Origin of the sequence: Kitasatospora indigofera, from assembly GCF_014655955.1 — a bacterium.
GTDB lineage: Bacteria > Actinomycetota > Actinomycetes > Streptomycetales > Streptomycetaceae > Kitasatospora > Kitasatospora indigofera.
On record NZ_BNBO01000015.1, the window covers coordinates 23,345 to 47,661 of the forward strand.

Genomic DNA, 24,317 nt, shown 5'->3' on the forward strand with positions numbered 1-24,317 from the left:
CCGGGTGGCGGCGGGCCGGGGCCACGGCGGCGCCGGGCCGGGGCCCGGCCGCTTTGGTGGGCCCCGGCCTCAGTGCGGGATGGTGTCGATCAGCTCCCGCGCGCCCTGGCGCAGCAGCGCGACCGCGACCGAGGTGCCCAGGGTGGCGGGGTCGAGCGGCCCGGCCCACTCGTGGGCGTCCAGCACGGTCTTGCCGTCGGGGGAGAAGACCCGGGCCCGCAGCGAGAGGCGGCCGTCCCGCTCGGCCTTGGCGTAGCCCGCGATCGGGCTGTTGCAGTGGCCCTGGAGCACGTGCAGGAACATCCGCTCGGCGGTGGTCTCGCGCCAGGCGTCGGCGTCGCCGAGCCCGGAGACGAGGTCGATGGTGCGGGTGTCGTCCTCGCGGCACTGCAGGCCGAGCACGCCGGCGCCGATCGGCGGGCACATCGTCTCGACCGGCAGGATCTCGGTGATCAGGCCGGGCCGTCCGATCCGCTCCAGGCCCGAGACGGCCAGCAGCAGGGCGTCGGCCTCGCCGGCCGCGAGCTTCTCCAGCCGGCGGTTGGCGTTGCCGCGCATCGGCACGCACTCCAGGTGCGGGTGCGAGACGGCCAGCTGGGCCCGCCGGCGCACCGAGGAGGTGCCGATCCGGGCCCCGGCGGGGAGTTCGTCGAGGGTGCGGCCGGCCGGGTGGACCAGGGCGTCCCTGATGTCGTCCCGCTTGAGGAACCCGGCGAAGACCGTCCCGGCGGGGAGCGGCCGGTCGGCGGGCACGTCCTTCACGCAGTGCACCGCGAGGTCGGCCTCGCCGGCGAGCAGCGCGGCGTCGACCTCCTTGGTGAAGGCGCCCTTCCCGCCGAGCTGCGCGAGATCCCCCATCCAGCGGTCACCCGAGGTGGTGACCGGGACGACCTCCGTCCTGATCCCGGGGTGCAGCGCGGCCAGTTCGGCGCGGACCCGTTCCACCTGGGCGAGGGCCATGGGGGAGGAGCGGGAGACGATGCGGATCAGTTCGGCGGAGGACATACCGAAAACGATAGACCGTCAGATTCCCCCGGCCGCAACATCCCTGGTGGCGTCCGCGCCGAGGTCGGCACGGACACCCGAATGCGCGTCCGGCGGCAGGAGGGGGGCAGCGCGAAGGGGCGCACCGCCGGAGCGGTGCGCCCCTTCGTCGGGCCACGACGGGCCCGGCGCCGACCCGGGCAGGGCCTCGGGCCCGGGACGGCCGGGGCCCGGGACTTCCGGGGCCCGGGCGGCTACAGCGCCTTGCGGAAGCTCTCGGCGGTCGCGAGGAAGATGTCGTTGCCGGCCGGCTCGCCGATGGTGACCCGGACGCCCTCGCCCGGGAACGGGCGGACGATCACACCGGCCGCGGCGCAGGCGGCGGCGAAGTCCAGGGTGCGCTCGCCGAGCCGGAGCCAGACGAAGTTGGCCTGCGAGTCGGTGACCGTCCAGCCCTGCCCGGTGAGGGCGGCGAGCACCCGGGCCCGCTCCTCGACCAGGGCCTCGACCCGGACCAGCAGGGCGTCCTCGGCGCGCAGCGAGGCGACCGCCGCGTCCTGGGCGAGCCGGCTGACCCCGAACGGGACGGCGGTCTTGCGCAGCGCGGTGGCGACCGGCTCGTGGGCGACCGCGAAGCCGACCCGCAGGCCGGCCAGGCCGTACGCCTTGGAGAAGGTGCGCAGGACGCAGACGTTGGGGCGGTCGCGGTAGAGCTCGATGCCGTTGGGCACCTCCGCGTCGCGGATGAACTCGATGTAGGCCTCGTCGACGACCACCAGGACGTCGGCCGGGACGGCGTCCAGGAACCGCTCCAGCTCGGCGCGGTGGATCGCGTTGCCGGTGGGGTTGTTCGGGTTGCAGACGAAGATCAGCCTGGTCCGCTCGGTGATCGCGGCGAGCATCGCGTCGAGGTCGTGGTCCTCGGTGGCGGTGAGCGGCACCGGGACGGGGGTCGCGCCGGCGACCTGGGTGATGATCGGGTAGGCCTCGAAGGAGCGCCAGGCGAAGATCACCTCGTCGCCGGGGCCCGCCGTGGCGAGGATCAGCGACTGGGCGACGCCGACCGAGCCGGTGCCGGTCGCGATGTGCTCGGCCGGGACGCCGAAGCGCGCCGCGAGCTCCTCCGTCAGCTCCGAGACCGCCATGTCGGGGTACCGGTTGAACGAGCCGGCCGCCGCCACCGCCGCTTCGAGCACGCCGGGCAGCGGCTCGTACGGGTTCTCGTTGGAGGACAGCTTGTAGGCGTCGGCTCCGGCGGGCTTGCCGGGCTTGTAGGTGGGGATGCCGTCCAGGGTCGGCCTCAGCCGGGGGCCCTGCGCTGCCGTACCGCTCACGCTCGTCTCCTTCTGTGCTCTGCTGCCGCGCGGCCTGTTTGCAGGTGCGCAGTGCTGATCATGTCCGCCGCGTGACGGGATCGCCGTACGCGGGGTACCGGGGTGCGCACCCGCCCCGGCCGGGTCCGTTGAACGATACCGACCGCGCTCACCCGTAGGAGTGACATGCCCGGCGGGCCGAGGGGTGCAGATCAGCCATTCTGCCGGGTTCCAATGGCACATGTCAGAGGTAAGACGGCTGATTTCCGCCGGGTATCGAAGGGACCGCAACCGCCTCGTTCATGGAGAAACGTATCTTCTCCGCTTCCGGGCGCCCCGGTCACAGGGAGCCGTCATGAGCCATACGATCGGTCCGCCATGACAGCAGCAGCCAACCAGAGCGGTCGGCGACCCACCACCTCACGACGTCTGGAGCGGGCCGGCATCCGGGATGTGGCAGCAGCCGCCGGAGTGTCGATCACCACGGTCTCCGACGCGCTGAACGGTAAGGGGCGCCTGCCCGACGAGACCAGAAGCCGGGTCCGCGAGGTCGCCGAGCGCCTCGGCTACCGCCCCTCGGCCGCCGCCCGTACCCTGCGCACCGGCAGGTCGGGCCTGATCGGCCTGACCGTCACCACCTACGGCGAGGAGCCGTTCACCTTCACCGAGTTCGCCTACTTCGCCGAGATGGCCAGGGCCGCCACCAGCGCCGCGCTCGGCCGCGGCTACGCCCTGGTGGTCCTGCCCGCCTCCTCCCGGCACGACGTCTGGGGCAACATCGCCCTGGACGGCACCGTGGTGATCGACCCGCCCGACCAGGACCCGCTGGTCAGCGAGCTCTACCGGTCCGGCGTCCCGGTGGTCAGCGACGGCAAGCCCGGCAACTGCCCGGTCACCGCCTGGGTCGACAACGACCACGAGGCCGCCGTCCTGGGCATCCTCGACCACCTCACCGAGTCCGGCGCCCGCCGGATCGGCCTGCTCACCGGCACCAGCACCGACACCTACACCCGGCTCTCCACCGACGCCTACCTCGGCTGGTGCGACCGGGTCGGCCAGGAGCCCGTGTACGAGACCTACCCCGCCCACGACCCGGCGGCCGGCGCGGTCGCGGCCGACCGGCTGCTCGCGCGCCCGGACCGCCCGGACGCCGTCTACGGCCTCTTCGACCCGAACGGCACCGACCTGCTGGCCGCCGCCCGCCGGTACGGCCTGCGGGTGCCCGACGACCTGCTGCTGGTCTGCTGCAGCGAGAGCGACGTCTACGCCGGCACCGAGCCGCCGATCACCACCCTCTCGCTCAAGCCGCGCCGGATCGGCACCACGGTGGTCAACCTGCTGATCGACGCGATCGAGGGCGTCGACTCGGGCACCGGGGTGGACGTCGGACGGCTCTTCCCGCCCCGCTTCAGGAGTGCCGGGACGGGACCGCCACCCGGCACCCTGATGCCCACCGAGCTGATCGTCCGGGCCTCCTCCCAGCGCCGCAGCACCCGAACCACCGTCAGCCCGCCCCGCTCCCCCGGCGAGGTCTAGTCCACTCAGTCCGGGACAAAACGGACCTCACGGACCGCCCGGCTGACGCTCCGGAGAATTGGATACCCACCAGGTGAGGACGGCGGGAGAGTGCTCTTCCTATGATGGGCGGATGACACCCGAGGACCGCTTCCCCGGGCCTGAACAGCCGGACTCAGGCCCCCGCCATCACCCGGACCTCGACGTGCTGCCCTACGGCTCCTACTTCGAGCCCGCGGAACCCACCGGCTACACCGACGGCTACTCCGAGACGTACAGCGCCTACGGCGGCGCCCGGTACCTCGAACAGCACTGGCCCTCCGCCCCGCAGCAGAGCGCGCCGCACCACGAGGAGCAGCACCAGCCGCTCTTCCAGGAGCAGGCCTTCCAGGAGCCCGGCTTCCAGGACGCGGGCTTCCACGAGCCCGGCTTCCAGGACCCCTCCTACCAGGCGCAGGTCCCGCACGAGCCCACCCTGCACGACCGTGCCGCGCAGCCGGCGCCCCCGCGCGAGGACCCGCCGACCATCGAGCTGGGCCCGCCGCTCACCGAGGACGGCCTGCCCTACTCCACCCCGTACCCCGCGCCCGACCCCAGCGAGCCCCCCGGCCCGCTGTACGTCGTCGGCGACGTCCACGGCTACCTCGACGAGCTGGTCGCCGAGCTGCGCCACCAGGGCCTGATCGACGCCGACGGCCACTGGTCGGCCGGCCGCTCCCGGATCTGGTTCCTCGGCGACTTCACCGACCGCGGGCCCGACGGCATCGGCGTGATCGACCTGGTCATGCAGCTCGCCGCCGAGGCCGCCGCGGCCGGCGGCTACTGCCGCGCCCTGATGGGCAATCACGAACTGCTCTTCCTCGGCGCCCACCGCTACGGCGACGAGCCCGTGCAGTCCACCGCCGGCACCGCCTCCTTCCTCGCCGCGTGGCGGCTCAACGGCGGCCAGCAGCACGACCTCGACCGGCTGGAGTCGCACCACATCAGCTGGCTGTCCCGGCTGCCCGCGATGGCGCTGGAGGACGACCACCTGCTGCTGCACTCCGACACCACCGCCTACCTGGAGTACGGCGAGTCGATCGCCGAGGTCAACGACGCCGTCCACGACCTGCTCGCCGACGAGGGCGCCGACGAGTGGTGGGACGCCTTCCGCCGCTTCACCAAGCGGTTCGCCTTCCGCGGCAACGCCGGCCCCACCGCCGTCCACGAGCTGCTCGACGCCTACGGCGGCCGGCGCGTCGTGCACGGCCACAGCCCCATCCCGTACCTCACCGGCGCGGCCCACGCCGACGACGGCGCGCCCCCGCACATCCCCGGCCCGTACGTCTACGCGGACGACCTGGCGATCGCCATGGACGGCGGCGTCACCATGGAGGGCCGCCTGCTGATCGCCCGACTGCCCGTCAACTGACCCGGACCGGAACGGATGCCCGGGGCAATTCGCACGCCCCCGGCGCTGAAATTCCGGAAACCGACTGTCAGCGTGCCCCCACCCGCCCCTACCATCGAGGCACACCGCACCAGGCCGCCCCGGCCCCACCCTCCGAAGGCGTGTCCCCGGTGCGGAAATCCACCTCCGTGACGGAGCGAACGGGGTCCGCATGAACAACGCCCCGCACCTGCTGGCCGAGGACCGCCCGGACTTCGAGCGCCTCCTCGACGAAGCACTGCGCGACGGAACCATCCTGGCGGCACTGCGCGAGCGCGAACCGGGCACCGGTGCGGGCAGCACCGGTACCGGCAACACCGCCCGCCTCACCTCCGAGCAGCTGCGCACCAAGGCGCTGCTCGCCGCGAGCGCCATCGCCTCCGGCGCCGCCGTCGAGTACGAGCACTACACCCGGCTGCGCGACAACCTGCGCGCCGAGTCCGGGCGGCCGCGGCCCGCCCCGGTCCACGAGTCCAGCCCGCGCAGCACCGGCCCGCGGAACATCGGCGAACTCGCCGCCCAGCTCAGCTCCGAGGACGGCGCGGGCCTCTTCCCCGTGCTCACCGTCCTGGCGCCGATCCTGGCCGGCGCCGCCGGGCTGGTCTTCCTGCTGCTCGGGTACGTGCTGAGCACCGCCGCCCCCGAGCTGGTGCTGGGCCGCTCGCTGCTCACCGCGGGCTGGCTCGCGCTGGCCATCGGCACCGGCGCGATGGTCATCGGCATCGTCGGACTCGTCCTGACCGCGCTGCGCGACGGCGCCGGGCCGCCGGACGACACCGACCCCGAACTGCGCGCCGAGGTGGCCGACGCCCGCCGGGCCTGGCAGCTCGCGCTGCGCGACCGCGCCCTGCTCCCGTACCTGCGGGCCAACCTGGACTCGGAGCCGGCGCTGCCGCCGTTCACCCCGGCGCCCCGGGCCGCGCCGGCCGCCGAGAGCACCGGCGAGCACCGTGACCCGCCCACCCCGCCGGACTTCAGCAGCCCCGGCTACACCGGTGCGGGTTTCAGCAGCCCCGGCTTCTCCAGCCCCGGCGTCGAGGGCGTCACCGACCCCGAGGGCCGCACCCCGCGCCCGGCCGAGTTCAGCAGCCCGGGCTACAGCCCGCCCGCCTTCACCAGCCCCGACGACGTCTGACCCGGCCGGGGAGCGGGCCGGGGCGGAGCGGCACGGACGGCACCGACGGCGAACGCCGTCCCGGTGGGCGGACGGGCCCTCCGGGACGGCGTTCGAGCGTCATCGCTCCGATCTGCCGGGGCAGCTGCCCCGGCCGGCCGGCTCAGCCTGCCTGGTTGCCCGGGGCCGGCTGCTGCGCGGGCGCGGGCTGGGCGGCCCCGTCCGGCTGGAAGGGCTGGGCGGGCACGTCGGCCTGGGCCGGCTGGAAGGGCTGCGGCGCCGGCGTGTTGCCGCGGCTGGCCAGCGAGCGGACGAAGTTGAAGATCAGCACGCCGGGCAGGATGAACGCCTTGAAGAACAGCAGGTACTCGCCGCCCTCGAAGATGAATCCGAGGTAGATGCCGTACCCGAGGAAGCCGACGCCGGCGACCGCGTTGAAAATGCGCCAGCCGATGCTGAGAGCACCGAAATTGACGGCACCGATGGCGACCATCGCGATACCGCTGATGCACAGCAGCACGACGTACCAGGAGAAGAGGGGCTCGGCGCTGAAGTCGAGATTCAAGAGAATTCCTGTGGGTATATCGGACAAGCAGTCGACGGGGACGACGGCGTACGCTACTGGACCGCGACGGTCCGCGTCTCCTCCGATATTTATCCGTGACTTCACGCGTCCACAGATGTCCTGACAAATCGTTTCGCCTGCGACTCCCGGACGCTTCGCCGGCCCCCGCCGGAGCCCCTGCCAGGGGCCCCGCCGGCTCCCCTGCCCGCGCCGGCCCGGCGTCCGGTCAGGCGTCCGGTCAGGCCGAGAAGGTGATCACCCGGCTCGGGGTCACCCGGACCGCCAGCCGGACCACCTCGTCCCCCTCGGCCGGCGGGTCCACCCCGAGGTACTTGTGGGACAGCACCCTGGGCAGCTCCCGCCGCGGGTCCTCCCGCAGCTCGGCGACGCCCCGGATCTCGACCGTCGCGTACGGGTTCGCGCTGTCGAAGAGGGTCAGACTGACCCGCGGGTCCTTCAGCAGGTTGCGCGCCTTCTGCCGCCCCGCCGTGGTGGAGAGCACCACCGTGTCGCCGTCCCGCATCACCCAGACCACCGAGGTCTGCGGCCCGCCGTCCGGGTTGAGGGTCGCCAGCGTCGCGACGTTCCTGCCGTCCAGCAATCGCCGGGTGGCCTCGTCCAGGGCCACCGCCGCCACCCGTGCCCGTGCCTCTGCCACCGTCCGGCCCGCCCCGCGCTCACGACCCACCGCGGGGCCCGCCCGCCGGCGCGGCCCTCGGCGGCCGCTCGGTCATCTGACACGGAACGCTACGTGCCGGAATCAGTTGACGGACCGTCCGCACCGCTTTCTCCCCCGATCAGGTGAACCGGTGGGCACCGGTCACCCCGGCCCGCCGGCCGGGCCGGCGCCGGCCGCCCGCCCGGGGGCCGGCGGCGCACCCGCGGCGTCGGCCGCGGCCCGGACGAACTCGCGGACCCGCGCGGTGGTGTTCCCCTCCAGCCAGACCGGGCCGCGCTCGATCGGCGGCGCGTCCCGGATCGGCACGTAGGCGACGTCCGGGCGCGGGTAGTACTGCCGGGAGTGCGCGCCGACCGGGAGGACGCCCCGGCCCATGGCGACCAGCGTGAGCATCTCGGAGAAGGTCCCGCCGGCCGGCCCCTTCGGCACCGGGCGGCCGGACGGGGTCCGCTCGGGCGTCCGGTCCCGCTTGAACCCCGCGGAGGTCACCGCCGGGTACTGGACCACCGGGTGCTCCGCCAGCACCTCGACGGACACCGACTCCTCGCCCGCCAGCGGATGCCCGGCGGCCACCGCCAGCACCCTGGGCTCCGTCAGCAGCACCGGTCCGCGGGCCATGCCGTCGAACGGGTACGAGGCGATCAGCACGTCGACCGAGCCGTCCAGCAGGCTCGCCCGGGAGTTGGACAGCTGCACCTCGCGCACGTCCACCCGGCAGTCGGGGTGACGCTCGGCGAACAGCGCGACCGCCCTGAGCAGCACCGGCGCCGTCCACTCGCCGAGGAAGGCCACCCGCAGCTCCCCCGTGACGCCCCGGGCGGCGTCGGCGGCCCGCCGCAGGGCCTGCTCCATCCCGGCCACCAAGGGGGTCAGGTCGTCCGCCAGCTGCCGGCCGACCGCGCTCAGCCGGACGCTGCGGCTGGTCCGCTCGAACAGGGTCCCGCCGATCCGGCGTTCCAGCTTCCCGATCACCTGGCTGACCCGGCCGGTGGTGATCCCCAGCCGGTCGGCGGTCCGGCCGAAGTGCAGCTCCTCGGCCAGGGTCAGGAAGATCTCGGTCTCCAGCCGCTCCAGCACGTCACGCCCCCGTCGTTGAATCCTGCTCAACGATCGTATTCCGATCATGCCTTGATGCCGGATTCCGGCGGGCGAATCATGGAACTCAGCAGGCCGGACACCCCGTCCGCCGCGACCCACCCCCTTGGAGCACCGATGCCTGCCCTGCGCGTGAAGGCCTTCGACCACCTCGTCCTCAACGTCCAGGACACCGAACGGGCCCTCGGCTTCTACCTCGGCCCGCTCGGCCTGGAGCCCGTCCGGGTGGACGAGTGGCGCGCCGGCTGGGCGCCGTTCCCCTCGGTCAGGATCACCCCGGAGACCATCATCGATCTGGTGGACGGCCCCCGGGGCGGGTCCAACGTCGACCACATCTGCCTCACCGTGGAGCCCCTGGACTGGCAGGAGGTGATCGACTCGGGCGTCTTCACCGTCCTCGAAGGGCCGGTCGGCCGCTTCGGCGCCCGGGGCAGCGCCACCTCGGTCTACGTCCAGGACCCGGACGGCAACACCGTCGAACTCCGCTGGTACCCGCAGGACGCCGCGGCCGCCTGACCGCCGGCTCCCGCCGCCGCCCGGCGGCCGGGCACCGCCCGCCGCAGCGCCGCCCGTGCCGGGTGGCGGACCTCAGGCCGGGTAGGGAACCGCCGCCCGTGCCGCCCGGAGCGCGTCCGCCCACCAGGCCAGCTGGTCGAGCAGGGTCTTGGCGTACCCCGCGGCCTCCGGGTCGAGCGGGCGGCCGTCCTGCCAGGCCGTGAAGTAGTTCGGGAAGGCCAGACCGTCCCGGATCGTCACCGCGTGCAGTTCGGTCAGCACGTTCTCCAGGTGCAGGACGGCGTGCCGGCCACCGGCCGCGCCGCCGTAGCTGACGAAGCCGACCGGCTTGGCCGTCCACTGGGTGAAGTGCCAGTCCACCGCCGCCTTCAAGGACGCCGGATAGCTGTGGTTGTACTCCGGTGTGACCACCAGGAACGCGTCGGCGCCCGCCAGCGCCGAGGTCAGCGGCGCCATCCCGGCCGGCCGGGGGTACGCCTCACCCGCGTACTTCGGCGACTGCGCCGGCAGCGCCAACGGGATGTCGATCCCGGCCAGATCGACCACCTCCACCTCGAACCCGCCATGGGTCCGCGCCTGCTCGGCCACCCATGAGGCGACGACCGGGCCGAACCGGCCCTCCCGGACACTTCCGACGATGATCACCAGCTTGCTCTTCTTCTCCATGCCCACCACGATCGGCCCGGCCGGCGACGGCAACCAGACCGTGCCCAGGCTGGCCCCCGCAGGGCCACCCTGAGCACTCCACGGCCCACCGGGCCGCCGCTAACCTCGAAGTATGGGAACGCCGTTGGGGGACTTCATCCGGGCCAAGCGCGACCGCATCCAGCCGGAGTCCCTCGGGGTGCCGGATCACGGGCGGCGCAGGTCACCCGGTCTGCGCCGGTCGGACCTGGCGACCCGGGCCGGCATCAGCGTCGAGTACCTGACCCGGCTGGAGCAGGGCCGGGACCGCAACCCCTCGGTCGCGGTGGTGAACGCGCTGGCCGACGCCCTCAGCCTGGACCCGTCCGAGCGCACCCACCTGCGCTACCTCACGAAGATCACCGGCGGTGAGTGCACCGCGCACCCCCGCCCGGAGCCGCCGCGCCGCGAGGTCCGGCCCGCCGTCCGGGAGACCCTGCGCCTGCTGGAGCCGGGGATCGCCGTCCTGACCAACCGGCTGGGCGACGTCCTCGCCCGGACCAGCGGCTACGAGCTGCTGATGGACGGCGGCGGACTGCTCGACGCCGACACCCCGAACCTCACCCGCTACGTCTTCACCGACCCCCGGGCCAGGACCTTCTTCGCCGACTGGGACGACGTCGCGGACGAGCAGGCCTTCGACCTCTGGCTCGGCCCCTCCGTCGAGAACACCGAGTGGCTCACCGCGGAACTCGCCCCCACCGCCGGCCCCGAGTTCACCCGGCGGCTCAACCGCCACCTGGTGCCGGCCCGGGGCGTCCTGCGGATCGACCACCCGTCGGGGCACGCGCTCCGGCTCCTGCGCGAGACCCTCGAACTCCCCTCCGACGCCCAGCAACTGGTCGTCCTCCTCCCGGCCGACGACGCCACGGCCCAGGCCCTCGACCGGCTCCGCCGGCGGACCCCCGGCCGACTGCGGGCCATCTCGTGAGACACCCCCCGGCCGCCGCAGTGGTGACCGTCGAAGGGGGCCCTGGTGGGTGGCCGCGGACGTCGCCGCGGTGCTCCAGATCGCCCGCGGGCACAGTGCCGTACGCGGGCTCGACGACGACGAAAGGGTGCGGATACTGTCCGCACCCCTGGCGGTGACCAGCAGGTTTCCATCATCAGCGAGTCCGGGCTGTACTCGCTGATCATTCGCTCCAGGAAGCCCGATGCCAAGCGGTTCCGCCTCGCGGCGCGACTCCGGCACGGCCCGCGGCGCGGCATGCGGCCGGCGAGGAGACCGGCCGGCCGACGCTTGCGCACACCACCTGGCCGGCCACCGTGCCGAGTTCCGGCCCGCGCATTCCCCTGCGAGGCGCGGGCCGGGACTCGGCGGCCGGAAGCGGTCCGGTCCCTCAGGAGATGCCCGTCCCTGCGTGGCGAGGACGACGACACCGGAGGCGCCGCGCCGGGAAGCCCCCTCCTGCCTCCCGGTGCGGCGCCTCGGCGAGACGTGCCGTCAGTCCGCCAGCGGCAGGTACACCCGGTTGCCCTTGGCCGCGAACTCGGCGGACATCGCGGCCATGCCGGCCTCCGCCTCGCCGTCCAGGGCCGAGGCGACGGCGGTGGACCCGTCGCCGTGCTCGTCGCGGATCTTCTGACTGATCTTCATCGAACAGAACTTCGGACCGCACATGGAGCAGAAGTGGGCCGTCTTGGCGGGCTCCGCCGGCAGCGTCTCGTCGTGGAAGGCGCGGGCCGTCTCCGGGTCGAGGGCCAGGTTGAACTGGTCCTCCCAGCGGAACTCGAACCGGGCGTCCGAGAGCGCGTCGTCCCAGTCACTGGCGCCGGGGTGGCCCTTGGCGAGGTCGGCGGCGTGCGCGGCGATCTTGTAGGTGATCACGCCGGTCTTCACGTCGTCCCGGTTCGGCAGGCCCAGGTGCTCCTTGGGCGTGACGTAGCAGAGCATCGCCGTGCCCCACCAGGCGATCATCGCCGCGCCGATGCCCGAGGTGATGTGGTCGTAGCCGGGGGCGACGTCGGTGGTGAGCGGGCCGAGGGTGTAGAACGGCGCCTCGTCGCAGATCTCCTTCTGGAGATCCATGTTCTCCTTGATCTTGTTCATCGCGACGTGGCCGGGGCCCTCGATCATCACCTGGACGTCCCGGTCGCGGGCGATCCGGCCGAGCTCGCCGAGGGTCTGCAGTTCGGCGAACTGCGCCTGGTCGTTGGCGTCCGCGGTGGAGCCGGGGCGCAGGCCGTCACCGAGCGAGAAGGTGACGTCGTAGCTCGCGAGGATGTCGCAGAGCTCCTCGAAGTTGGTGTAGAGGAAGTTCTCCCGGTGGTGGGCCAGGCACCAGGCCGCCATGATCGAGCCGCCGCGCGAGACGATGCCGGTCTTGCGCCGGGCGGTCATCGGCACGTACCGCAGCAGCACGCCGGCGTGCACGGTCATGTAGTCGACGCCCTGCTCGCACTGCTCGATCACGGTGTCGCGGTAGACGTCCCAGCTCAGCTCCTCGGCCTTGCCGTCGACCTTCTCCAGCGCCTGGTACAGCGGCACGGTGCCGATCGGGACGGGCGAGTTGCGCAGGATCCACTCACGGGTGGTGTGGATGTTGCGGCCGGTGGACAGGTCCATCACGGTGTCGGCGCCCCAGCGGGTCGCCCAGGTCATCTTCTCCACCTCCTCCTCGATCGAGGAGGTGACCGCGGAGTTGCCGATGTTGGCGTTGATCTTCACCAGGAAGTTGGTGCCGATGATGGCCGGCTCGACCTCCGGGTGGTTCACGTTCAACGGGATCACCGCCCGGCCGCGGGCCACCTCGGAGCGGACGAACTCCGCCTCCAGGCCCTCCCGCAGGGCGATGAACTCCATCTCCGGGGTGACGGTCCCGCGCTTCGCGTAGGCGAGCTGGGTGACGGCCGCGCCGTCGCGGCCGCGCAGCGGGCGGCGCGGGCGGCCGGGGAAGACGGCGTCGAGGTTGCGCAGGTCCCCGCCGCGCGGCGAGGTGTGCTTGATCCCGTCGTCCTCCGGTCGGGCCTCGCGGCCGTCGTACTCCTCGACGTCGCCGCGCTGGCGGATCCAGGAGTCCCGCAGGGCCGGCAGGCCGCGCCGGACGTCCGCCTCGTACGAGGGGTCGGTGTACGGGCCGGAGGTGTCGTACAGCGGGACGCTCCCGCCGTTGGTGAGGATCACCTCGCGGTACGGGACCCGCAGGTCGGGGCGGGATCCCTCGCGGTAGGCCTTGCGCCAGGCGGGGGTCGGGTAGCCGCTGCCCGCGCTGCTGACCGGGCTGCCGGCCGCACCGCTCGCCGGGCTCTGGGCAGACTTCTCCGGTGTTTCGAACATGGTCATCTGACCTTCTACTCCCTACGCCGGCATTACCCGGTCCAGGTTCCTGCGGTCGGCGCAGCGGTCGGTACGCGTGGTGGCGTACCGTTCAGCGCCCTCTCAGCCCGGTGCTCCGAGCTCCCGTGTCCACGGACGGTTTTGTCCGCAACAAGACCTCAACACCGTAGCGGGCACCGCGGGCGGCGGTCCAGAGGGGGTCCGGGGAGCGGCCGCGCGGCAGACTGGGACCGGACGGAGAGGGGGCCGCGGTGGTCGGCAGCACGGGACGGGTGACGGGGACGGTCGGCGAGGGCCTGGTCGGCGAGGTGATGCTGCACGTACCCGCCCGGCAGGGGTCGGAGGCTTTCCTCGCCCATCCGGCGTTCCCGGGCGAGCGGCTGGCGGTGGGCAGCAGGGTGGTCGTGGTCGAGTACCAGCCGCCACGGACCGTGTACGTAGCACCGGCCTGACCGGCTGATACAGAATCAGGACATCAACCGCTTCCCAAGTGATCGGAACAGGCGCAGAATCCTGCTGCCACCGCGTTCCGCGCCATCCTGCACAACAGAGCGCAGCCACGGGACCGGTGTGCCCTGAAGGGGGAATCAGCCGATGCTCATCGGCATCGCAGGGGCGGCCGTCGCCTCGATCGTCATCCTGATCGTGCTCTTCAAGCTCATGTGGCGGGTCGCCGAGCCCAACGAGGCACTGATCATCTCCGGGTCCAAGCACCGCGCCGAGGGAGTCGGCGAGGGGCTGGGGTTCCGGGTCGTCACCGGACGCGGGACGCTCGTCACCCCGGGCGTCCAGGTCGTCCGCAAGCTGTCGCTGGACCTCAACGAGGCCGACCTCGACGTCGAGTGCGTGACCTCGCAGGGGATCCCGGTGCACGTCAAGGGCGTTGTGATCTTCAAGGTCGGCGACGACACGGTGTCGATCGCCAACGCCGCCCGCCGCTTCCTGGACCAGCAGGCGATGATGGGCCACCGCGTCCACAACGTCTTCGCCGGCCATCTGCGCTCCATCGTCGGCGGGCTGACCGTCGAGGACATGATCCGCGACCGCGAGCGGCTCACCGGGGAGACCCGGGCCGCCTCCGGCACGGAGATGGAGAAGCTGGGCCTGATCATCGACTCCTTGCAGATCCAGGAGATCCTGGACCCGACCGGGTACATCCAGAACCTCGCCGCCCCGCACGCCGCGCGGGTCATGCGGGACGCCCGGATCGCCCAGGCCGAGGCCGACCGCCAGGCCACCGAGGCCGAGCAGGAGGCGTTCGCCCGCAAGGCCGAGGCGACCCGCAACAGCGGCATCCAGCAGGCCGGCTACCAGGCCGAGATGGAGACCGCGACGGCCCGCGCCATGCAGGCCGGACCGCTCGCCCAGGCCGCCGCCCGCCAGGAGGTCGTGGTCCAGGAGACCAAGGTCGCCGAGCTGGAGGCGCACCGCAAGGAGCAGCAGCTGCAGGCGGACGTCCGCAAGCCCGCCGACGCCCGCGCCTACGAAACGCGCACCAAGGCCGACGCCGACCGCGACGCCCGGATCTCGGCCGCCCAGGCGCAGGCCAAGGAGACCGAGCTGAAGGCCGGCGCCGAGGCGAACCGGGTGAAGATCGCGGCACTCGCCGAGGCCGAGGCCACCAAGGCCAGGGGCCTGGCCTCCGCGGAGGCGACCCGGGCCACCGGCCAGGCGGAGGCCGCCTCGGCCGAGGCCAAGGGCCTGGCGGCCGCGGAGGCCGCCCGGGCGCTCGGCCTGGCCGAGGCCGAGGCGATCAAGGCCCGCGCGGCCGCCCTGGCGGAGAACCAGGAGGCCGTGGTCGCCCAGCAACTCGCCGAGAACTGGCCAGAGATCGTCCGCGCCGGGGCCGAGGCCTTCGGCAACGTCGAGCACATGGTGCTGCTCAACGGCGCCGAGGGGATGGGCGAGATGTTCGCCAAGGCCCTGACCATGGGCGGGACGGGCCTCGGCCTGGCCCGCCAGCTGCTGGGGACGATGAACGGGGCCGCGAGCGGCGCCGGCGCCGAACTCCCCGCGCAGCCGGGCGCCGAGCGCCCCCGGGTGCAGTCCGTCCCGGTCCAGGACGCCTGACCGGACCGTCCCGCGGGGCCCGTGCCGACCGGGCACGGGCCCCGCGCACGTCCGGACGGAGCGCCACCCGGGCTGCCCCGCGGACCCGTTGGCCCCCGCCGGCCGCCCGCTCCGGCACCGCCGGCCGCCGCCGGCCCGGCGCACCCGCCCGGCCCTCGGGTGACCACCGGGCCGATCTGAGTACCCGTACTCAGGCCCTCGGAGCACCGCTGCCGCCACCATGGAGGGCATGGACCTCCCGATACCGCGGGTCGGCATCACGGCCGTCGGCTCGTACCTGCCCGCCCGACAGTTGACCTCCCAGCAGCTCCAGGACGAGGTGACGGCCGGACTCCGGCTGCCGGAGCGGATGTTCGAGAAGGCGACCGGGATCGTCACCCGGTACTTCGCCGCCGAGGGCGAGTACGCCTCCACCCTCGCGCTGGGCGCGGCCCGCCGGGCCCTGGACGCCCGGGGGATCGACCCGCTCGACATCGACCTGCTGCTCTACGCCTCGGCCACCCGCGACGTCTGCGAGCCCGCCACCGCCCACCTGGTGCAGGCCGAACTCGGTTCGCGGGCCCACGCGCTGGACGTCAGCAACGCCTGCAACAGCTTCCTCAACGGGATCGACCTGGCCCGCGCCATGATCCTGGCCGGCCGGGCCCGCCGCGCCCTGGTGGTGACCGGCGAGACGCCCAGCCGGGCCATGCGGCGCGACCCCGGCGGCCTCGCGGACTTCCGGGAGGGGTTCGCCGGCTACACCTTCGGGGACGCCGGCGCCGCCGTGGTCGTCGAGCCGGTGGAGCGCGGCGGCATCCTCGACGTCGAGACCGAGACGGCCTCCGAGCACTGGGCGGTCGGCGGCATCCCCGGCGGCGGCTCCCGGCACCCGCGCGGCGACGAGTACAGCTACTTCCGGGGCGGCGGCAAGGAGTTGCGCGGCGTCTTCGAGAAGATCGGCGGCGACATCCTGACCCGGGTCGCGGCCAGGACCGGCCTCGGCTGGGACGCCTACGCCCGCGTCCTGGTCCACCAGGTGACCGTGCCCTACCTGGAGCGCTTCGTCGAACTCACCGGCGTGCCCGCCGAGAAGCTGGTGCTCACGGTGCCCGACCTCGGGAACATCGCCAGCGCCACGCTCGGGGTGCAACTCGACCGGGTCAAGGACGCGCTGAACCCCGGCGACCGGGTCCTGCTGGTCGGCCTGGGCGGCGGCGTGAGCCTGATGACCATGGTCTGGGAGGTGTCATGAGCGCCGGCGCCGCCGCCGGCCGGGACCCGCTCTGGGTGATCGTCCCGGCGTACCAGGAGGAGGCCAGGATCGGCGACACCCTGACCGCCCTCGCCCGCCAGCACGACCGGGACTTCACCCTGCTGGTGGTGGACAACGGCTCCACCGACCGGACGGCCGACCTGGCCCGCGCCTTCGCCGCCTCCGCGCCGTTCCCGGTCCAGGTGCTGGTCGAGCCGGAGAAGGGCGTGGGCTGCGCGGTCGACACCGGGTTCCGGCACGCCGTCGCCCGGGGCGCGCGGCTGCTCGCCCGCACGGACGCCGACTGCGTGCCGCAGCCCACCTGGACGGCCGCCGCCCGGATCGCGCTGACCGAGACCCCCGGCCTGGTCTGCGGCCGCATCCTCGCCCGCCGCGACGAGCACGGCCCGCTCGGCCGGGCGGGCTTCCGCCTCCTGGTCGCCACCGCCGCCGCGTTCGGACGGATCCGGCCGGCCCACCACCGGCGGCACGGCTTCCTGGCGCCGTACCGGATGCACGCGGGCAACAACATGGCGGTCACCGCCGAGCTGTACCTCGCCGTGGGCGGCATGCCCCGGCGCCCGTCGCCGACCGACCGCGCCTTCCTCAACCGGGTCCGCCGGCGGACCACCGCGATCACCCGCTGCCGGGCGATGGTGGTGCACAACTCCACCCGCCGGCTGACCGCGTACGGCGTGCTGACCACGGCCCGCTGGTACCTGGACCGAGGCAGCGGCCGGCACTCCACCGACCCGCGCTGAAGCCGCTCCGGCGCCGAGGCTCCCGGGCCGAACCTCCGGGGCCGCACCACCCGTACCGCCCGCACCACCCGTACTGCCCGCACCACCTGCACCACCTGCACCCCCGCCGTCCGCACAGAAAGGTCCTCCCGTGCTGGAAACCCTCGTCCCGGCGCTGCGCGCCGCCGGCACCCGCCCCGCCGTCCTGCACCGGACCAGGACCGGCGCGGTGCGGACCCGGATCCGCGCGGCCGACCTCGCGGACCTCGCCGAGGCCTACGCCGCCGCCCTGCACCGGCGCGGCCTGGCCCCCGGGGACACCCTCGGCGTGGCCGTCCGCCCCGGCCCGCGCGCACTCGCCGTCATGCTCGCCGCGCACCACCTCGGGGTGCGGATCGCGGTGCTGGACCCGTCCGCCGGGCCCGACGTGCTGCGGGCCCGGCTGTCGCTGGCCCGGCCCACGCTGATCCTGGCGGACGCCGCCGCGCAGGCGGTGGCCGGCTGGGCCCGCCCGCTGGCCCGCCGGGCCCAGCTCGCGCTGCCGCCGCTCGCAGCCCTCGGCCCGGTCGCCACCCTCGGCCCGCGGCTGCCCGGCTGCGCACCGCGGCTCCGGCCCGCGGGCAGCGGCCCGCCGCCCGCCGCCGACCCGGGCCCCGACGCGGACGCCGTGATCGTCTTCACCTCCGGCACCACCTCCAGCCCGCGCGCCGTCGTGCACAGCCGGGCCGGGCTGGCGGCGGGCCTGCGGACGGTCGCCGGGCTGGTCCGCCCGCAGCCGGGTTCGACCGTCCTCGGCGGCACCTTCTTCGTCCTCGTCCCGGCGCTCGCGGCCGGCGCCACCGTCGCCCTGCCGGCCCGCTCGCCCGAGGGCCTGGCCGGCCAACTCCGGCGGCTGGCCCCCTCGGACACCTATCTGACGCCACCGCAGCTGCGCGCCGCGCTGGCGGCCGGGGCACGCTTCTCCGGCCGGGTCTGGACGGGCTCGGCCCCGGCCGGCGCCGACCTGCTCGGCCGGGTCAAGCGGGCCGGCGCCGCGGAGGCCTGGAGCGTCTACGCGCTGACCGAGCTCTTCCCCGCCGCGGCCGTCGAGGAGGCCGAGAAGGCCGCCTGGACGGGGGACGGCGACCTGGTCGGCCACCCCCTGCCCGGCGTCCGGGCCGGACTCTCGGCGGCCGGCGAACTGCTGCTCACCGGGCCCGGCGCCCGCCACCGCTACCTCGGCGAGGAGCCCGACCCCTGGGTCCGCACCGGGGACCGCGCGAGCCTGGCCCCGGACGGCCGGATCGCGCTGGCGGGCCGCTGCAAGGACATGGTGCTGCGCCGCGCCGAGAACATCTACCCGGGCCTGTACGAGCCGGCCCTGCACCTGCCCGGGGTCGAACTGGCCGTGCTGGTCGGGGTCCCCGACGGCGACGGCGACGAGCGGCTGGTGGCACTCGTCCAGCCGCGCTCCGGGACGGACGAGCGACGGCTGCGCTCCGCCCTGGAGGCACCGCTGGCCCGGATGGGCAGCGCCCGGCCGGACGCCGTCCTGTTCGCCGAGGTCCCGCTGGCCGGGCGCTCGCGCAAGCCGGACCGCGGCGCCGCGTCCCGGTTCTGCGCCGCGGAGCTGGCCCGGTGACCGCGCCGCTGGTCGGCCCCTACGCCACCCCGCGCAGGGCGCAGCGCACCGCCCGCCGCCGCGACCGGCGGGTCTACCTGCGCAGCCACCCGGTGCTGTTCGCGCTGCTCGCCGCGACCCGCCGCCGCCCGGTGGTCCGGATCGGCCGGACCGTCCTGGTGCACGGCACCGAGGCCTACCGCGAGGTGCTGACCCGGGTCCCGCTGGACCGCACCGCCGAGGGCACCACCGGCGGCGCCGCCGCCCGGCTCACCGACGGCGGCCTGCTCTTCGACCAGGACGGCGCCGGGCACCGGGCGGCCCGCCGCGCGCTCTCCGCCGACCTGGGCAGCGGCGCCGTGGCGCGGCTGCGGCCGCTCTGGCAGGGCGTCCTCGACGAGCGGCTGGCCGTGCTGGACCCGGCCGGCCCCACGCCGGACGGCCGGCCCCGGGACGGCCGGGCCACCGTCGACCTGCCCACCGTCGACCTGGTCGAGCTGGCCAGGGAGCTGGCCGGCGTCACCACCGCCGCGCTGACCGCCTGCGCCGCCGACCCGCTCCTGCTCGCCCGGGCCGCCGCCGACGCGGCCGCCGCCACCGCCCGGGACCACCTGCCCGGCCCGCGCCGTCCCGGCAGCGCCGACGCCGCCGCCCGGGCCGCCGCCGGCCTCACCGCGCTGCTCCCCGACAGCCTGGACGCGATGCTCGCCGTCGCCGCCGTGAACACCACGGTGGCCGCCCTCCCGCGGGCCGCCGCCTGGTGCGCCGACGCCGGACTCTGGGCGGGCCTCACCCCCGCCACCGCACCCGCCCTGGCCGCCGAACTGCTCCGGCTGACCGCGCCCTCGCCGGTCCTCCCCCGGGTCGCGGCGGCCGACGCCACCGTCGCCGGCTGCCCCGTCGCCCGCGGCGACCGGCTGGTCCTGGTCGCCCGGCACGCCGCCCGGGCCCAGGACGACACCCCGGCCGACCCGGCCGCCGCCACCCAGGCCGTGTTCGGCGCCGGGCCGCACGCCTGCCCGGGTGCCGGACTGGCCCGGGCCCAGCTCGCCGACCTCCTGCTGGCGCTGGCGCCGTACCGGCCCGTCGTGGTGCGCGCCCGGGTGGACCGCCGCTCCGCCCTGCCCGGCTACGCGGAACTGCGGGTGCGGGCCGGGCTGCCGGCGGGGGCCGGTCCGCCGTCCGGACCGGCGCGGCCCTCCGGGAGCGGCCTGCCGTCCGGAATCGGGCTGCCGTCGGGACCCGCGCGGCCACCGGGCACGGAGGCGCCGTGATGCGGATAGCCGTCACCGGCGCCAGCGGCTTCTGCGGCTCGCAGGTGGCCCGCGCGGCCGCCGCGCAGGGCGCCGAGGTGCTCTGCCTGGGCCGCAGCCCGGGCCCGGTCGGCCGGCACGTCCCCTGGGACGCCACCGCCGGCCGCCCGGACCTGGCCGGCGCCCACCTGGTGGTGCACTGCGCCGCGGCGGTCGGCGACCCGGCCCCCGGCTCCCCGGACGAGGCCCGGCAGTACGCCGTGAACGTCGAGGGCACCGCCCGGCTGCTCGAAGCGGCGGCCGGCCGGCCGGTGGTCTGGGTGAGCAGCGCCAGCGTCTACGACCCGAGGCCGGACCGGTCCCTGGTCGGCGAGGACCACCCCACCACGGGCGGGCACCTGAACGCGTACGGCCGGAGCAAGGCGGCGGGCGAACGGCTCGCGCTGGCCGCCGGCGCGGTGGTGCTGCGCCCGCGCGCGGTGTACGGCCTGGGGGACCCGCACCTGGTGCCACGGCTGCTGGAGCGGATCCGCCGGGGGCGGTTGCTGCTGCCCGGGCCGGATGTCGCGCTCAGCCTGACCGCCGTGCAGAACCTCGCCGACGCCTGCCTCGCCGCCGCGGACTGGGCGCCCGGCGCGTACAACATCGCCGACGCCCGGCCGTACCGGCGCGACGAGGCCGTCCGCCGGGTGCTGCGCGCCCACGACCGGGAGGCGCGGATCGGCCACCTGCCCGTCCGGCTGGCCGAGTTCGCGGCCCGCACCGGACGGGTGCCGGGCCTGACCCCGTACGCGGTCGACCAGTTGGCCCGCAGTGTGGTGCTGGACATCACCCGCGCCCGCGCCACCGGGTGGCGCCCCCGCTGGGACCTCGACGCCGTCCTGCTGCGCGAGCGGCGGGACCGGCCCGGGCGGCCGGGCGCCTGAAGTCCGGGCGGGCCGGCCGGAGTCCGGAGGCGTCAGGTGAGGTCCGGGCCGCGCCGAACCGGGGAACGGCGGAGCGCCCGCACCCCGGGCAGGGGTGCGGGCGCTCCGGCTCGATGTCAGCTCTTGGCGGCCTTCTTCACCAGGATCACCACGGCCGCGGCGATGCCGACCACCACCAGGGCCTTGACCAGCAGTCCGATCAGCGCGCCCACCACGCCCACCACGAACCACAGGATGTTCCAGGCCAGCACCAGCACGATGATCGGGACGACGATGTTCCGCACCCACGAGGGCAGCGACTTCCAGAGCTCAGCCATGTCGGTTCCTTACTCTCCCCTCGGGCCGGCTGCCTTCTGGTGCCGCATCCCGTCTGCTTCGGTACTTCGATCGTACGGGTGCCGGTACACCGGAACGAGGGGCTGCGGCCCCGAGAGAACCCGGAGATCACCCCGAGCCCCAACCCCTACGCCGGACCCCGAGAACGAGCCCCCGACCGGCCCCGGCCGCACCCCGACCGCGCCCGGCGCCGACGGCGGGCCGGGGCCCGGAACGGCTCAGACCGGCCAGGTCTCGCCGCGCCAGGCGGCGTCCCAGAACATCCACTCGTAGCGCGAGGTGGTGGTGAAGTGCTCCACCACCCGCCGCCGTTCGGCGGGGGAGATCTCCTCGCCGAGCCGGTCGGTCAGCGCCAGCACCCGGCGGACCACCGCCTGGAACGCCTCGTCGCCGTAGGTGGCGATCCACTTGGCGTACAGCGGGTCCGGCGAGGACTTGGCGAGCAGTTCCTGGCCGACCCGGGCGTAGATCCAGTAGCAGGGCAGCACCGCCGCCACCGCCTCGGCGAAGGAGCCGCCGTAGACGGTCGCCAGCAGGTAGCTGGTGTAGGCCCGGGTGGTGGGCAGCACGGGCTCGGCAGCGGCCTGCTCGGCGCTGTCGCCGAAGGCGTCCATGAACTCGGCGTGCATGCCCTGCTCGGCGGCGAGCGCGCCCACCGCGTCGTCGGCGAAGGCCCGCACGTCCTCCTCGCCGGGCGCCTTGGCGGCGCAGACGGCCAGGGCGCGGGCGTAGTCGCGCAGGTAGTGCGAGTCCTGGACGACGAAATGCCGGAAGGCGGCCCGCGGCAGGGTCCCGTCGGTCAGCCCGCCGAGGAACGGGTGGTCGAGGATCTTCGCGTAGACCGGCTCGATCGAGGCCCACAGTTCGTCGGTCAGGCTGAGGCCGGTGCGGCTCGGGGTCATGCTGCTCCCTCCCTGTCCCGGACGGGGTGCTCCCCTGTCACGGCCAGGTTCTGGCGGTCGACGCGGCCGCCGGCACCCGGCGGCACCGCCGCCCGTACCGTCCAGCGCCCTCTCAGCCCGCTGCCACGGGCTCCCGCGGTGATCACGGAATGGTCGGGCCCGACCCTACCCGCAGCGGCCGCTCAGTCCTCCGGCGGGGAGAACACCACCAGCACCCGCAGCTCCTCGGTGATGTGGTGGAAGCGGTGCGGCACCCCCGCCGGCACGTACGCCACGGTGCCCCGGCCGACGGTGGTGGTCTCGTCGCCCACGGTGAGCTCGGCCCGGCCGCTGACCACCTGGTAGATCTCGTCCTGGGCGTGCGCGGTCTGCGGGTCGGTGTCGCCGGGGGAGAGCGCGTAGAGGCCGGCCGACATCCGGCGCTCCTTCAGGAAGCGCAGGTAGGCGCCCTCGTTCGCGGCCCGCTCCGCGTCGAGCTGGTCGAGCCGGAACACCTTCATGCCCGGTCCGCGGCGGACTCGGCGGGGGAGGGCACGGCGGCCGGACGGACCGTGCCGGACGGGTCGGGAGTCATGGGAGAAGCTCCTTCCGAGCCTCGCGGATCAGCGCCGGGAACACGGTCTCGGACAACGCCTCCACCTGCGGGCGATCGTACTCTGCCGCCCCCGCCCGGCCCGGCCGGCACGGGAGTTGTCCGCCGGGCCCGAGGCTCCGGCCGTCCCGCTCCCGGGCCGGGGGCAAGCCTGCTGCTCAGGGCGCTCCGAGGGGCCGGGGCGGCTCCGGAAACCGGGCGGCTCCGGGCCTAGGTTCAGGGCCCCCTGGTCGGGCATCGTATGTACCAAGCTTCGGCCACCAGACGGGATACGTGTGCAACCGTGAAATCTTTCGCCATCAAGACACTCATCAACGCGGCGGCCATCTGGGTCGCCGCCTGGATCGTCACGGGCATCACCCTGTCGGGGCAGGCCGGCTGGGGGCAGCAGACCTTCACCGTGATCGCCGTGGCGCTGATCTTCGGCGTGGTGAACTGGCTGATCAAGCCGGTGGTGAAGCTGTTCTCCCTGCCGCTGTTCGTCCTCACCCTGGGCCTGATCACATTCGTGATCAACGCCCTGATGCTGCTGCTGACCTCGTGGGCCTCGGACAAGCTCGACCTGGACTTCCACGTGGACGGCTTCTGGGCCGCCCTGTTCGGCGCACTGATCATCAGCCTGGTCTCCTGGGGCCTCAGCCTGGCCCTCGACAACGACTGACCGCCGCCGGACGGGCCTGAGCGGCCCGGTCGGCGAAGGGAGGGCCCCGCACGGGTGTGCGGGGCCCTCCGTCCGTTCCCGACCATGACCGTGACTGCGGCCGTGACCTTGGCCCTGACCTTGGCGACCTTGGCCGTGGCCTTGGCTGTTGAGGTGACTGCGGCCGGGACCGGGACCGCCGGTGCCCGGGGCCCGCCGCGAACAGGGCCGTGCCGGCCCGGTCAGCCGGCGTTCTCACACCCCTTGAGGATGTCGGCGAGCTCGGCCTCCAGCTCGCCGCCGGTCAGCTCCTCGCCCATCGGCACCAGCCGGTCCGCGCGGGTCAGGAAGGCGATCAGGGGCGGCGCCGAGGCCCGTAGCAGCGCGTCGCCCTCGGGGGAGTGCAGGACGATGCAGACGTCGGAGAGTTCCTCCCCGCCGACCGGGTGGATGTGCACATCACCCTCGCCCGTCGGGCGGCTGATCCCGTCGAGCAGCAGCTCCCGGGCGAACACCCAGGTGACCGGCGCGTCGCCGGGCAGGTGGAAGGTGAAGCGGACCGCGTAAGGGTCGCTGGGGTCGTATTCGAGATCGACCACGATGCGGAAGGAGAGCTCGTTCGAGACCACGAGGTTCATGACCACGTGGCCCTGGACTGTGCTGTGCATGCGCCAGTACCTCTCGTTCTGCCCGGCCGTGCGTGCTGAATGGTTGGTCCACCGATGGCCGGACACTGCAGTTCGCTGTGTAGGAACGGTGCCCCGGGTGGGCGCTCCGCCCGCCGGTGAGGGCGGGATTTCCCCAAGCCCTGGACCTGGAGTGGGAGTGCGGCTCGCGACTGTGAAAAGTCCTG

24 protein-coding genes and 1 pseudogene are annotated in these 24,317 nt (G+C 74.4%); 14 read left to right on the top strand and 11 right to left on the bottom strand.

Translation table 11 applies throughout. The annotated features are described in order from the left end of the window. Positions 1–69: 69 nt before the first annotated feature. Positions 70–1,005, bottom strand: a complete 936-nt coding sequence (gene hemC, locus IE329_RS15620) for a hydroxymethylbilane synthase (RefSeq protein ID WP_190211476.1) — start codon at positions 1,003–1,005, stop codon at positions 70–72. Positions 1,006–1,238: 233 nt separating this feature from the next. Then, positions 1,239–2,318, bottom strand: coding sequence for a histidinol-phosphate transaminase (hisC, locus tag IE329_RS15625; protein WP_190211477.1), 1,080 nt, complete (start codon positions 2,316–2,318; stop codon positions 1,239–1,241). A gap of 357 nt (positions 2,319–2,675) precedes the next feature. On the opposite strand from hisC, the gene IE329_RS15630 reads away from it, so the two are divergent. The 3 genes from IE329_RS15630 to IE329_RS15640 all read left to right on the top strand — a co-directional run bounded on the left by IE329_RS15630 (position 2,676) and on the right by IE329_RS15640 (position 6,376). Further along, positions 2,676–3,833 carry a LacI family DNA-binding transcriptional regulator gene (locus IE329_RS15630; RefSeq protein WP_190211478.1) on the top strand — a complete coding sequence of 386 codons (1,158 nt, stop codon included), beginning with the start codon at positions 2,676–2,678 and terminating at the stop codon, positions 3,831–3,833. Positions 3,834–3,945: 112 nt separating this feature from the next. Continuing rightward, positions 3,946–5,223, top strand: a complete 1,278-nt coding sequence (locus IE329_RS41855) for a metallophosphoesterase (RefSeq protein ID WP_190211479.1) — start codon at positions 3,946–3,948, stop codon at positions 5,221–5,223. 190 nt (positions 5,224–5,413) lie between these two features. Next, positions 5,414–6,376: a phage holin family protein gene (locus IE329_RS15640; protein WP_190211480.1), complete on the top strand. Its 963-nt coding sequence runs from the start codon at positions 5,414–5,416 to the stop codon at positions 6,374–6,376. Positions 6,377–6,518: 142 nt separating this feature from the next. Here IE329_RS15640 and IE329_RS15645 read toward each other — a convergent pair whose 3' ends face one another. The 3 genes from IE329_RS15645 to IE329_RS15655 form a co-directional block, all read right to left on the bottom strand. Beyond that, a complete protein-coding gene (locus tag IE329_RS15645; protein WP_190211481.1) occupies positions 6,519–6,920 on the bottom strand; it encodes a hypothetical protein in 402 nt (133 codons plus the stop codon). A 238-nt stretch (positions 6,921–7,158) separates the two neighbouring features. Continuing rightward, a complete protein-coding gene (locus IE329_RS15650) occupies positions 7,159–7,578 on the bottom strand; it encodes a PPOX class F420-dependent oxidoreductase (RefSeq protein WP_229927468.1) in 420 nt (139 codons plus the stop codon). Between the two features lie 162 nt (positions 7,579–7,740). Beyond that, positions 7,741–8,706 carry a LysR family transcriptional regulator gene (locus IE329_RS15655; RefSeq protein ID WP_229927469.1) on the bottom strand — a complete coding sequence of 322 codons (966 nt, stop codon included), beginning with the start codon at positions 8,704–8,706 and terminating at the stop codon, positions 7,741–7,743. 105 nt (positions 8,707–8,811) lie between these two features. Between IE329_RS15655 and IE329_RS15660 the strand changes: the two genes are divergently transcribed. Then, positions 8,812–9,210 carry a VOC family protein gene (locus IE329_RS15660; protein ID WP_190211482.1) on the top strand — a complete coding sequence of 133 codons (399 nt, stop codon included), beginning with the start codon at positions 8,812–8,814 and terminating at the stop codon, positions 9,208–9,210. A 72-nt stretch (positions 9,211–9,282) separates the two neighbouring features. Here the strand turns inward: IE329_RS15660 and IE329_RS15665 are convergent, their stop codons facing one another. Then, the gene (locus tag IE329_RS15665; RefSeq protein ID WP_190211483.1) at positions 9,283–9,876 is read right to left on the bottom strand and encodes an NADPH-dependent FMN reductase; all 594 of its coding nucleotides are present in this window, start codon (positions 9,874–9,876) and stop codon (positions 9,283–9,285) included. Between the two features lie 112 nt (positions 9,877–9,988). Between IE329_RS15665 and IE329_RS15670 the strand changes: the two genes are divergently transcribed. Together IE329_RS15670 and IE329_RS42045 are read left to right on the top strand one after the other, a co-directional pair. Next, positions 9,989–10,825, top strand: coding sequence for a helix-turn-helix domain-containing protein (locus IE329_RS15670; protein ID WP_190211484.1), 837 nt, complete (start codon positions 9,989–9,991; stop codon positions 10,823–10,825). Positions 10,826–10,870: 45 nt separating this feature from the next. Beyond that, positions 10,871–11,053: pseudogene (locus tag IE329_RS42045) on the top strand (BRO family protein); the annotation flags it as partial. Between the two features lie 285 nt (positions 11,054–11,338). Here IE329_RS42045 and thiC read toward each other — a convergent pair. Next, on the bottom strand, positions 11,339–13,177 hold the full coding sequence (gene thiC / locus IE329_RS15680; protein WP_190211485.1) for a phosphomethylpyrimidine synthase ThiC: 1,839 nt from the start codon (positions 13,175–13,177) through the stop codon (positions 11,339–11,341). A 245-nt stretch (positions 13,178–13,422) separates the two neighbouring features. Here thiC and IE329_RS15685 point away from each other — a divergent pair, with 245 nt between their 5' ends. The 7 genes from IE329_RS15685 to IE329_RS15715 all read left to right on the top strand — a co-directional run bounded on the left by IE329_RS15685 (position 13,423) and on the right by IE329_RS15715 (position 20,994). Beyond that, entirely contained in the window at positions 13,423–13,623 is a 201-nt protein-coding gene (locus IE329_RS15685) for a hypothetical protein (RefSeq protein ID WP_190211486.1), read from the top strand. A 142-nt stretch (positions 13,624–13,765) separates the two neighbouring features. Next, positions 13,766–15,241 (top strand): flotillin family protein, encoded by a 1,476-nt coding sequence (locus IE329_RS15690; protein WP_190211487.1) that lies wholly within the window; start codon positions 13,766–13,768, stop codon positions 15,239–15,241. A 229-nt stretch (positions 15,242–15,470) separates the two neighbouring features. Beyond that, positions 15,471–16,475 carry a 3-oxoacyl-ACP synthase III family protein gene (locus IE329_RS15695; protein ID WP_190211488.1) on the top strand — a complete coding sequence of 335 codons (1,005 nt, stop codon included), beginning with the start codon at positions 15,471–15,473 and terminating at the stop codon, positions 16,473–16,475. Next, positions 16,472–17,236, top strand: a complete 765-nt coding sequence (locus tag IE329_RS15700; RefSeq protein ID WP_190211489.1) for a glycosyltransferase family A protein — start codon at positions 16,472–16,474, stop codon at positions 17,234–17,236. The genes IE329_RS15695 and IE329_RS15700 overlap by 4 nt, the downstream gene beginning before the upstream one ends. Before the next feature lie 130 nt (positions 17,237–17,366). Further along, positions 17,367–18,836 carry an AMP-binding protein gene (locus tag IE329_RS15705; protein ID WP_229927470.1) on the top strand — a complete coding sequence of 490 codons (1,470 nt, stop codon included), beginning with the start codon at positions 17,367–17,369 and terminating at the stop codon, positions 18,834–18,836. Further along, positions 18,833–20,089, top strand: a complete 1,257-nt coding sequence (locus IE329_RS15710) for a cytochrome P450 (protein WP_229927471.1) — start codon at positions 18,833–18,835, stop codon at positions 20,087–20,089. The genes IE329_RS15705 and IE329_RS15710 overlap by 4 nt, the downstream gene beginning before the upstream one ends. After that, positions 20,089–20,994 (top strand): NAD-dependent epimerase/dehydratase family protein, encoded by a 906-nt coding sequence (locus IE329_RS15715; RefSeq protein ID WP_190211490.1) that lies wholly within the window; start codon positions 20,089–20,091, stop codon positions 20,992–20,994. The genes IE329_RS15710 and IE329_RS15715 overlap by 1 nt, the downstream gene beginning before the upstream one ends. Before the next feature lie 116 nt (positions 20,995–21,110). Here IE329_RS15715 and IE329_RS15720 read toward each other — a convergent pair whose 3' ends face one another. From IE329_RS15720 to IE329_RS15730, 3 genes are all read right to left on the bottom strand, one after another. Continuing rightward, entirely contained in the window at positions 21,111–21,311 is a 201-nt protein-coding gene (locus tag IE329_RS15720) for a DUF5326 family protein (protein WP_190211491.1), read from the bottom strand. Between the two features lie 237 nt (positions 21,312–21,548). Then, positions 21,549–22,232 carry a thiaminase II gene (gene tenA / locus IE329_RS15725; protein ID WP_190211492.1) on the bottom strand — a complete coding sequence of 228 codons (684 nt, stop codon included), beginning with the start codon at positions 22,230–22,232 and terminating at the stop codon, positions 21,549–21,551. A 182-nt stretch (positions 22,233–22,414) separates the two neighbouring features. Then, the gene (locus IE329_RS15730) at positions 22,415–22,732 is read right to left on the bottom strand and encodes a cupin domain-containing protein (protein ID WP_190211493.1); all 318 of its coding nucleotides are present in this window, start codon (positions 22,730–22,732) and stop codon (positions 22,415–22,417) included. Positions 22,733–23,107: 375 nt separating this feature from the next. Between IE329_RS15730 and IE329_RS15735 the strand changes: the two genes are divergently transcribed. After that, positions 23,108–23,485, top strand: a complete 378-nt coding sequence (locus IE329_RS15735) for a phage holin family protein (RefSeq protein WP_190211494.1) — start codon at positions 23,108–23,110, stop codon at positions 23,483–23,485. Positions 23,486–23,706: 221 nt separating this feature from the next. Here the strand turns inward: IE329_RS15735 and IE329_RS15740 are convergent, their stop codons facing one another. Next, positions 23,707–24,132: an SsgA family sporulation/cell division regulator gene (locus IE329_RS15740; RefSeq protein WP_190211495.1), complete on the bottom strand. Its 426-nt coding sequence runs from the start codon at positions 24,130–24,132 to the stop codon at positions 23,707–23,709. Between the last annotated feature and the right edge of the window lie 185 nt (positions 24,133–24,317).

What these genes read in the sequence shown, in the direction of transcription:
- IE329_RS15720 (WP_190211491.1), bottom strand. Translation starts at nt 21,311, where the DNA reads ATGGCTGAGCTCTGGAAGTCGCTGCCCTCGTGGGTGCGGAACATCGTC.
- IE329_RS15740 (WP_190211495.1), bottom strand. Translation starts at nt 24,132, where the DNA reads ATGCACAGCACAGTCCAGGGCCACGTGGTCATGAACCTCGTGGTCTCG.
- IE329_RS15730 (WP_190211493.1), bottom strand. Translation starts at nt 22,732, where the DNA reads ATGAAGGTGTTCCGGCTCGACCAGCTCGACGCGGAGCGGGCCGCGAAC.
- IE329_RS15690 (WP_190211487.1), top strand. Translation starts at nt 13,766, where the DNA reads ATGCTCATCGGCATCGCAGGGGCGGCCGTCGCCTCGATCGTCATCCTG.
- IE329_RS41855 (WP_190211479.1), top strand. Translation starts at nt 3,946, where the DNA reads ATGACACCCGAGGACCGCTTCCCCGGGCCTGAACAGCCGGACTCAGGC.
- thiC (WP_190211485.1), bottom strand. Translation starts at nt 13,177, where the DNA reads ATGACCATGTTCGAAACACCGGAGAAGTCTGCCCAGAGCCCGGCGAGC.
- IE329_RS15700 (WP_190211489.1), top strand. Translation starts at nt 16,472, where the DNA reads ATGAGCGCCGGCGCCGCCGCCGGCCGGGACCCGCTCTGGGTGATCGTC.
- IE329_RS15715 (WP_190211490.1), top strand. Translation starts at nt 20,089, where the DNA reads ATGCGGATAGCCGTCACCGGCGCCAGCGGCTTCTGCGGCTCGCAGGTG.
- IE329_RS15640 (WP_190211480.1), top strand. Translation starts at nt 5,414, where the DNA reads ATGAACAACGCCCCGCACCTGCTGGCCGAGGACCGCCCGGACTTCGAG.
- IE329_RS15660 (WP_190211482.1), top strand. Translation starts at nt 8,812, where the DNA reads ATGCCTGCCCTGCGCGTGAAGGCCTTCGACCACCTCGTCCTCAACGTC.
- IE329_RS15665 (WP_190211483.1), bottom strand. Translation starts at nt 9,876, where the DNA reads ATGGAGAAGAAGAGCAAGCTGGTGATCATCGTCGGAAGTGTCCGGGAG.
- IE329_RS15670 (WP_190211484.1), top strand. Translation starts at nt 9,989, where the DNA reads ATGGGAACGCCGTTGGGGGACTTCATCCGGGCCAAGCGCGACCGCATC.
- tenA (WP_190211492.1), bottom strand. Translation starts at nt 22,232, where the DNA reads ATGACCCCGAGCCGCACCGGCCTCAGCCTGACCGACGAACTGTGGGCC.
- IE329_RS15695 (WP_190211488.1), top strand. Translation starts at nt 15,471, where the DNA reads ATGGACCTCCCGATACCGCGGGTCGGCATCACGGCCGTCGGCTCGTAC.
- hemC (WP_190211476.1), bottom strand. Translation starts at nt 1,005, where the DNA reads ATGTCCTCCGCCGAACTGATCCGCATCGTCTCCCGCTCCTCCCCCATG.
- IE329_RS15630 (WP_190211478.1), top strand. Translation starts at nt 2,676, where the DNA reads ATGACAGCAGCAGCCAACCAGAGCGGTCGGCGACCCACCACCTCACGA.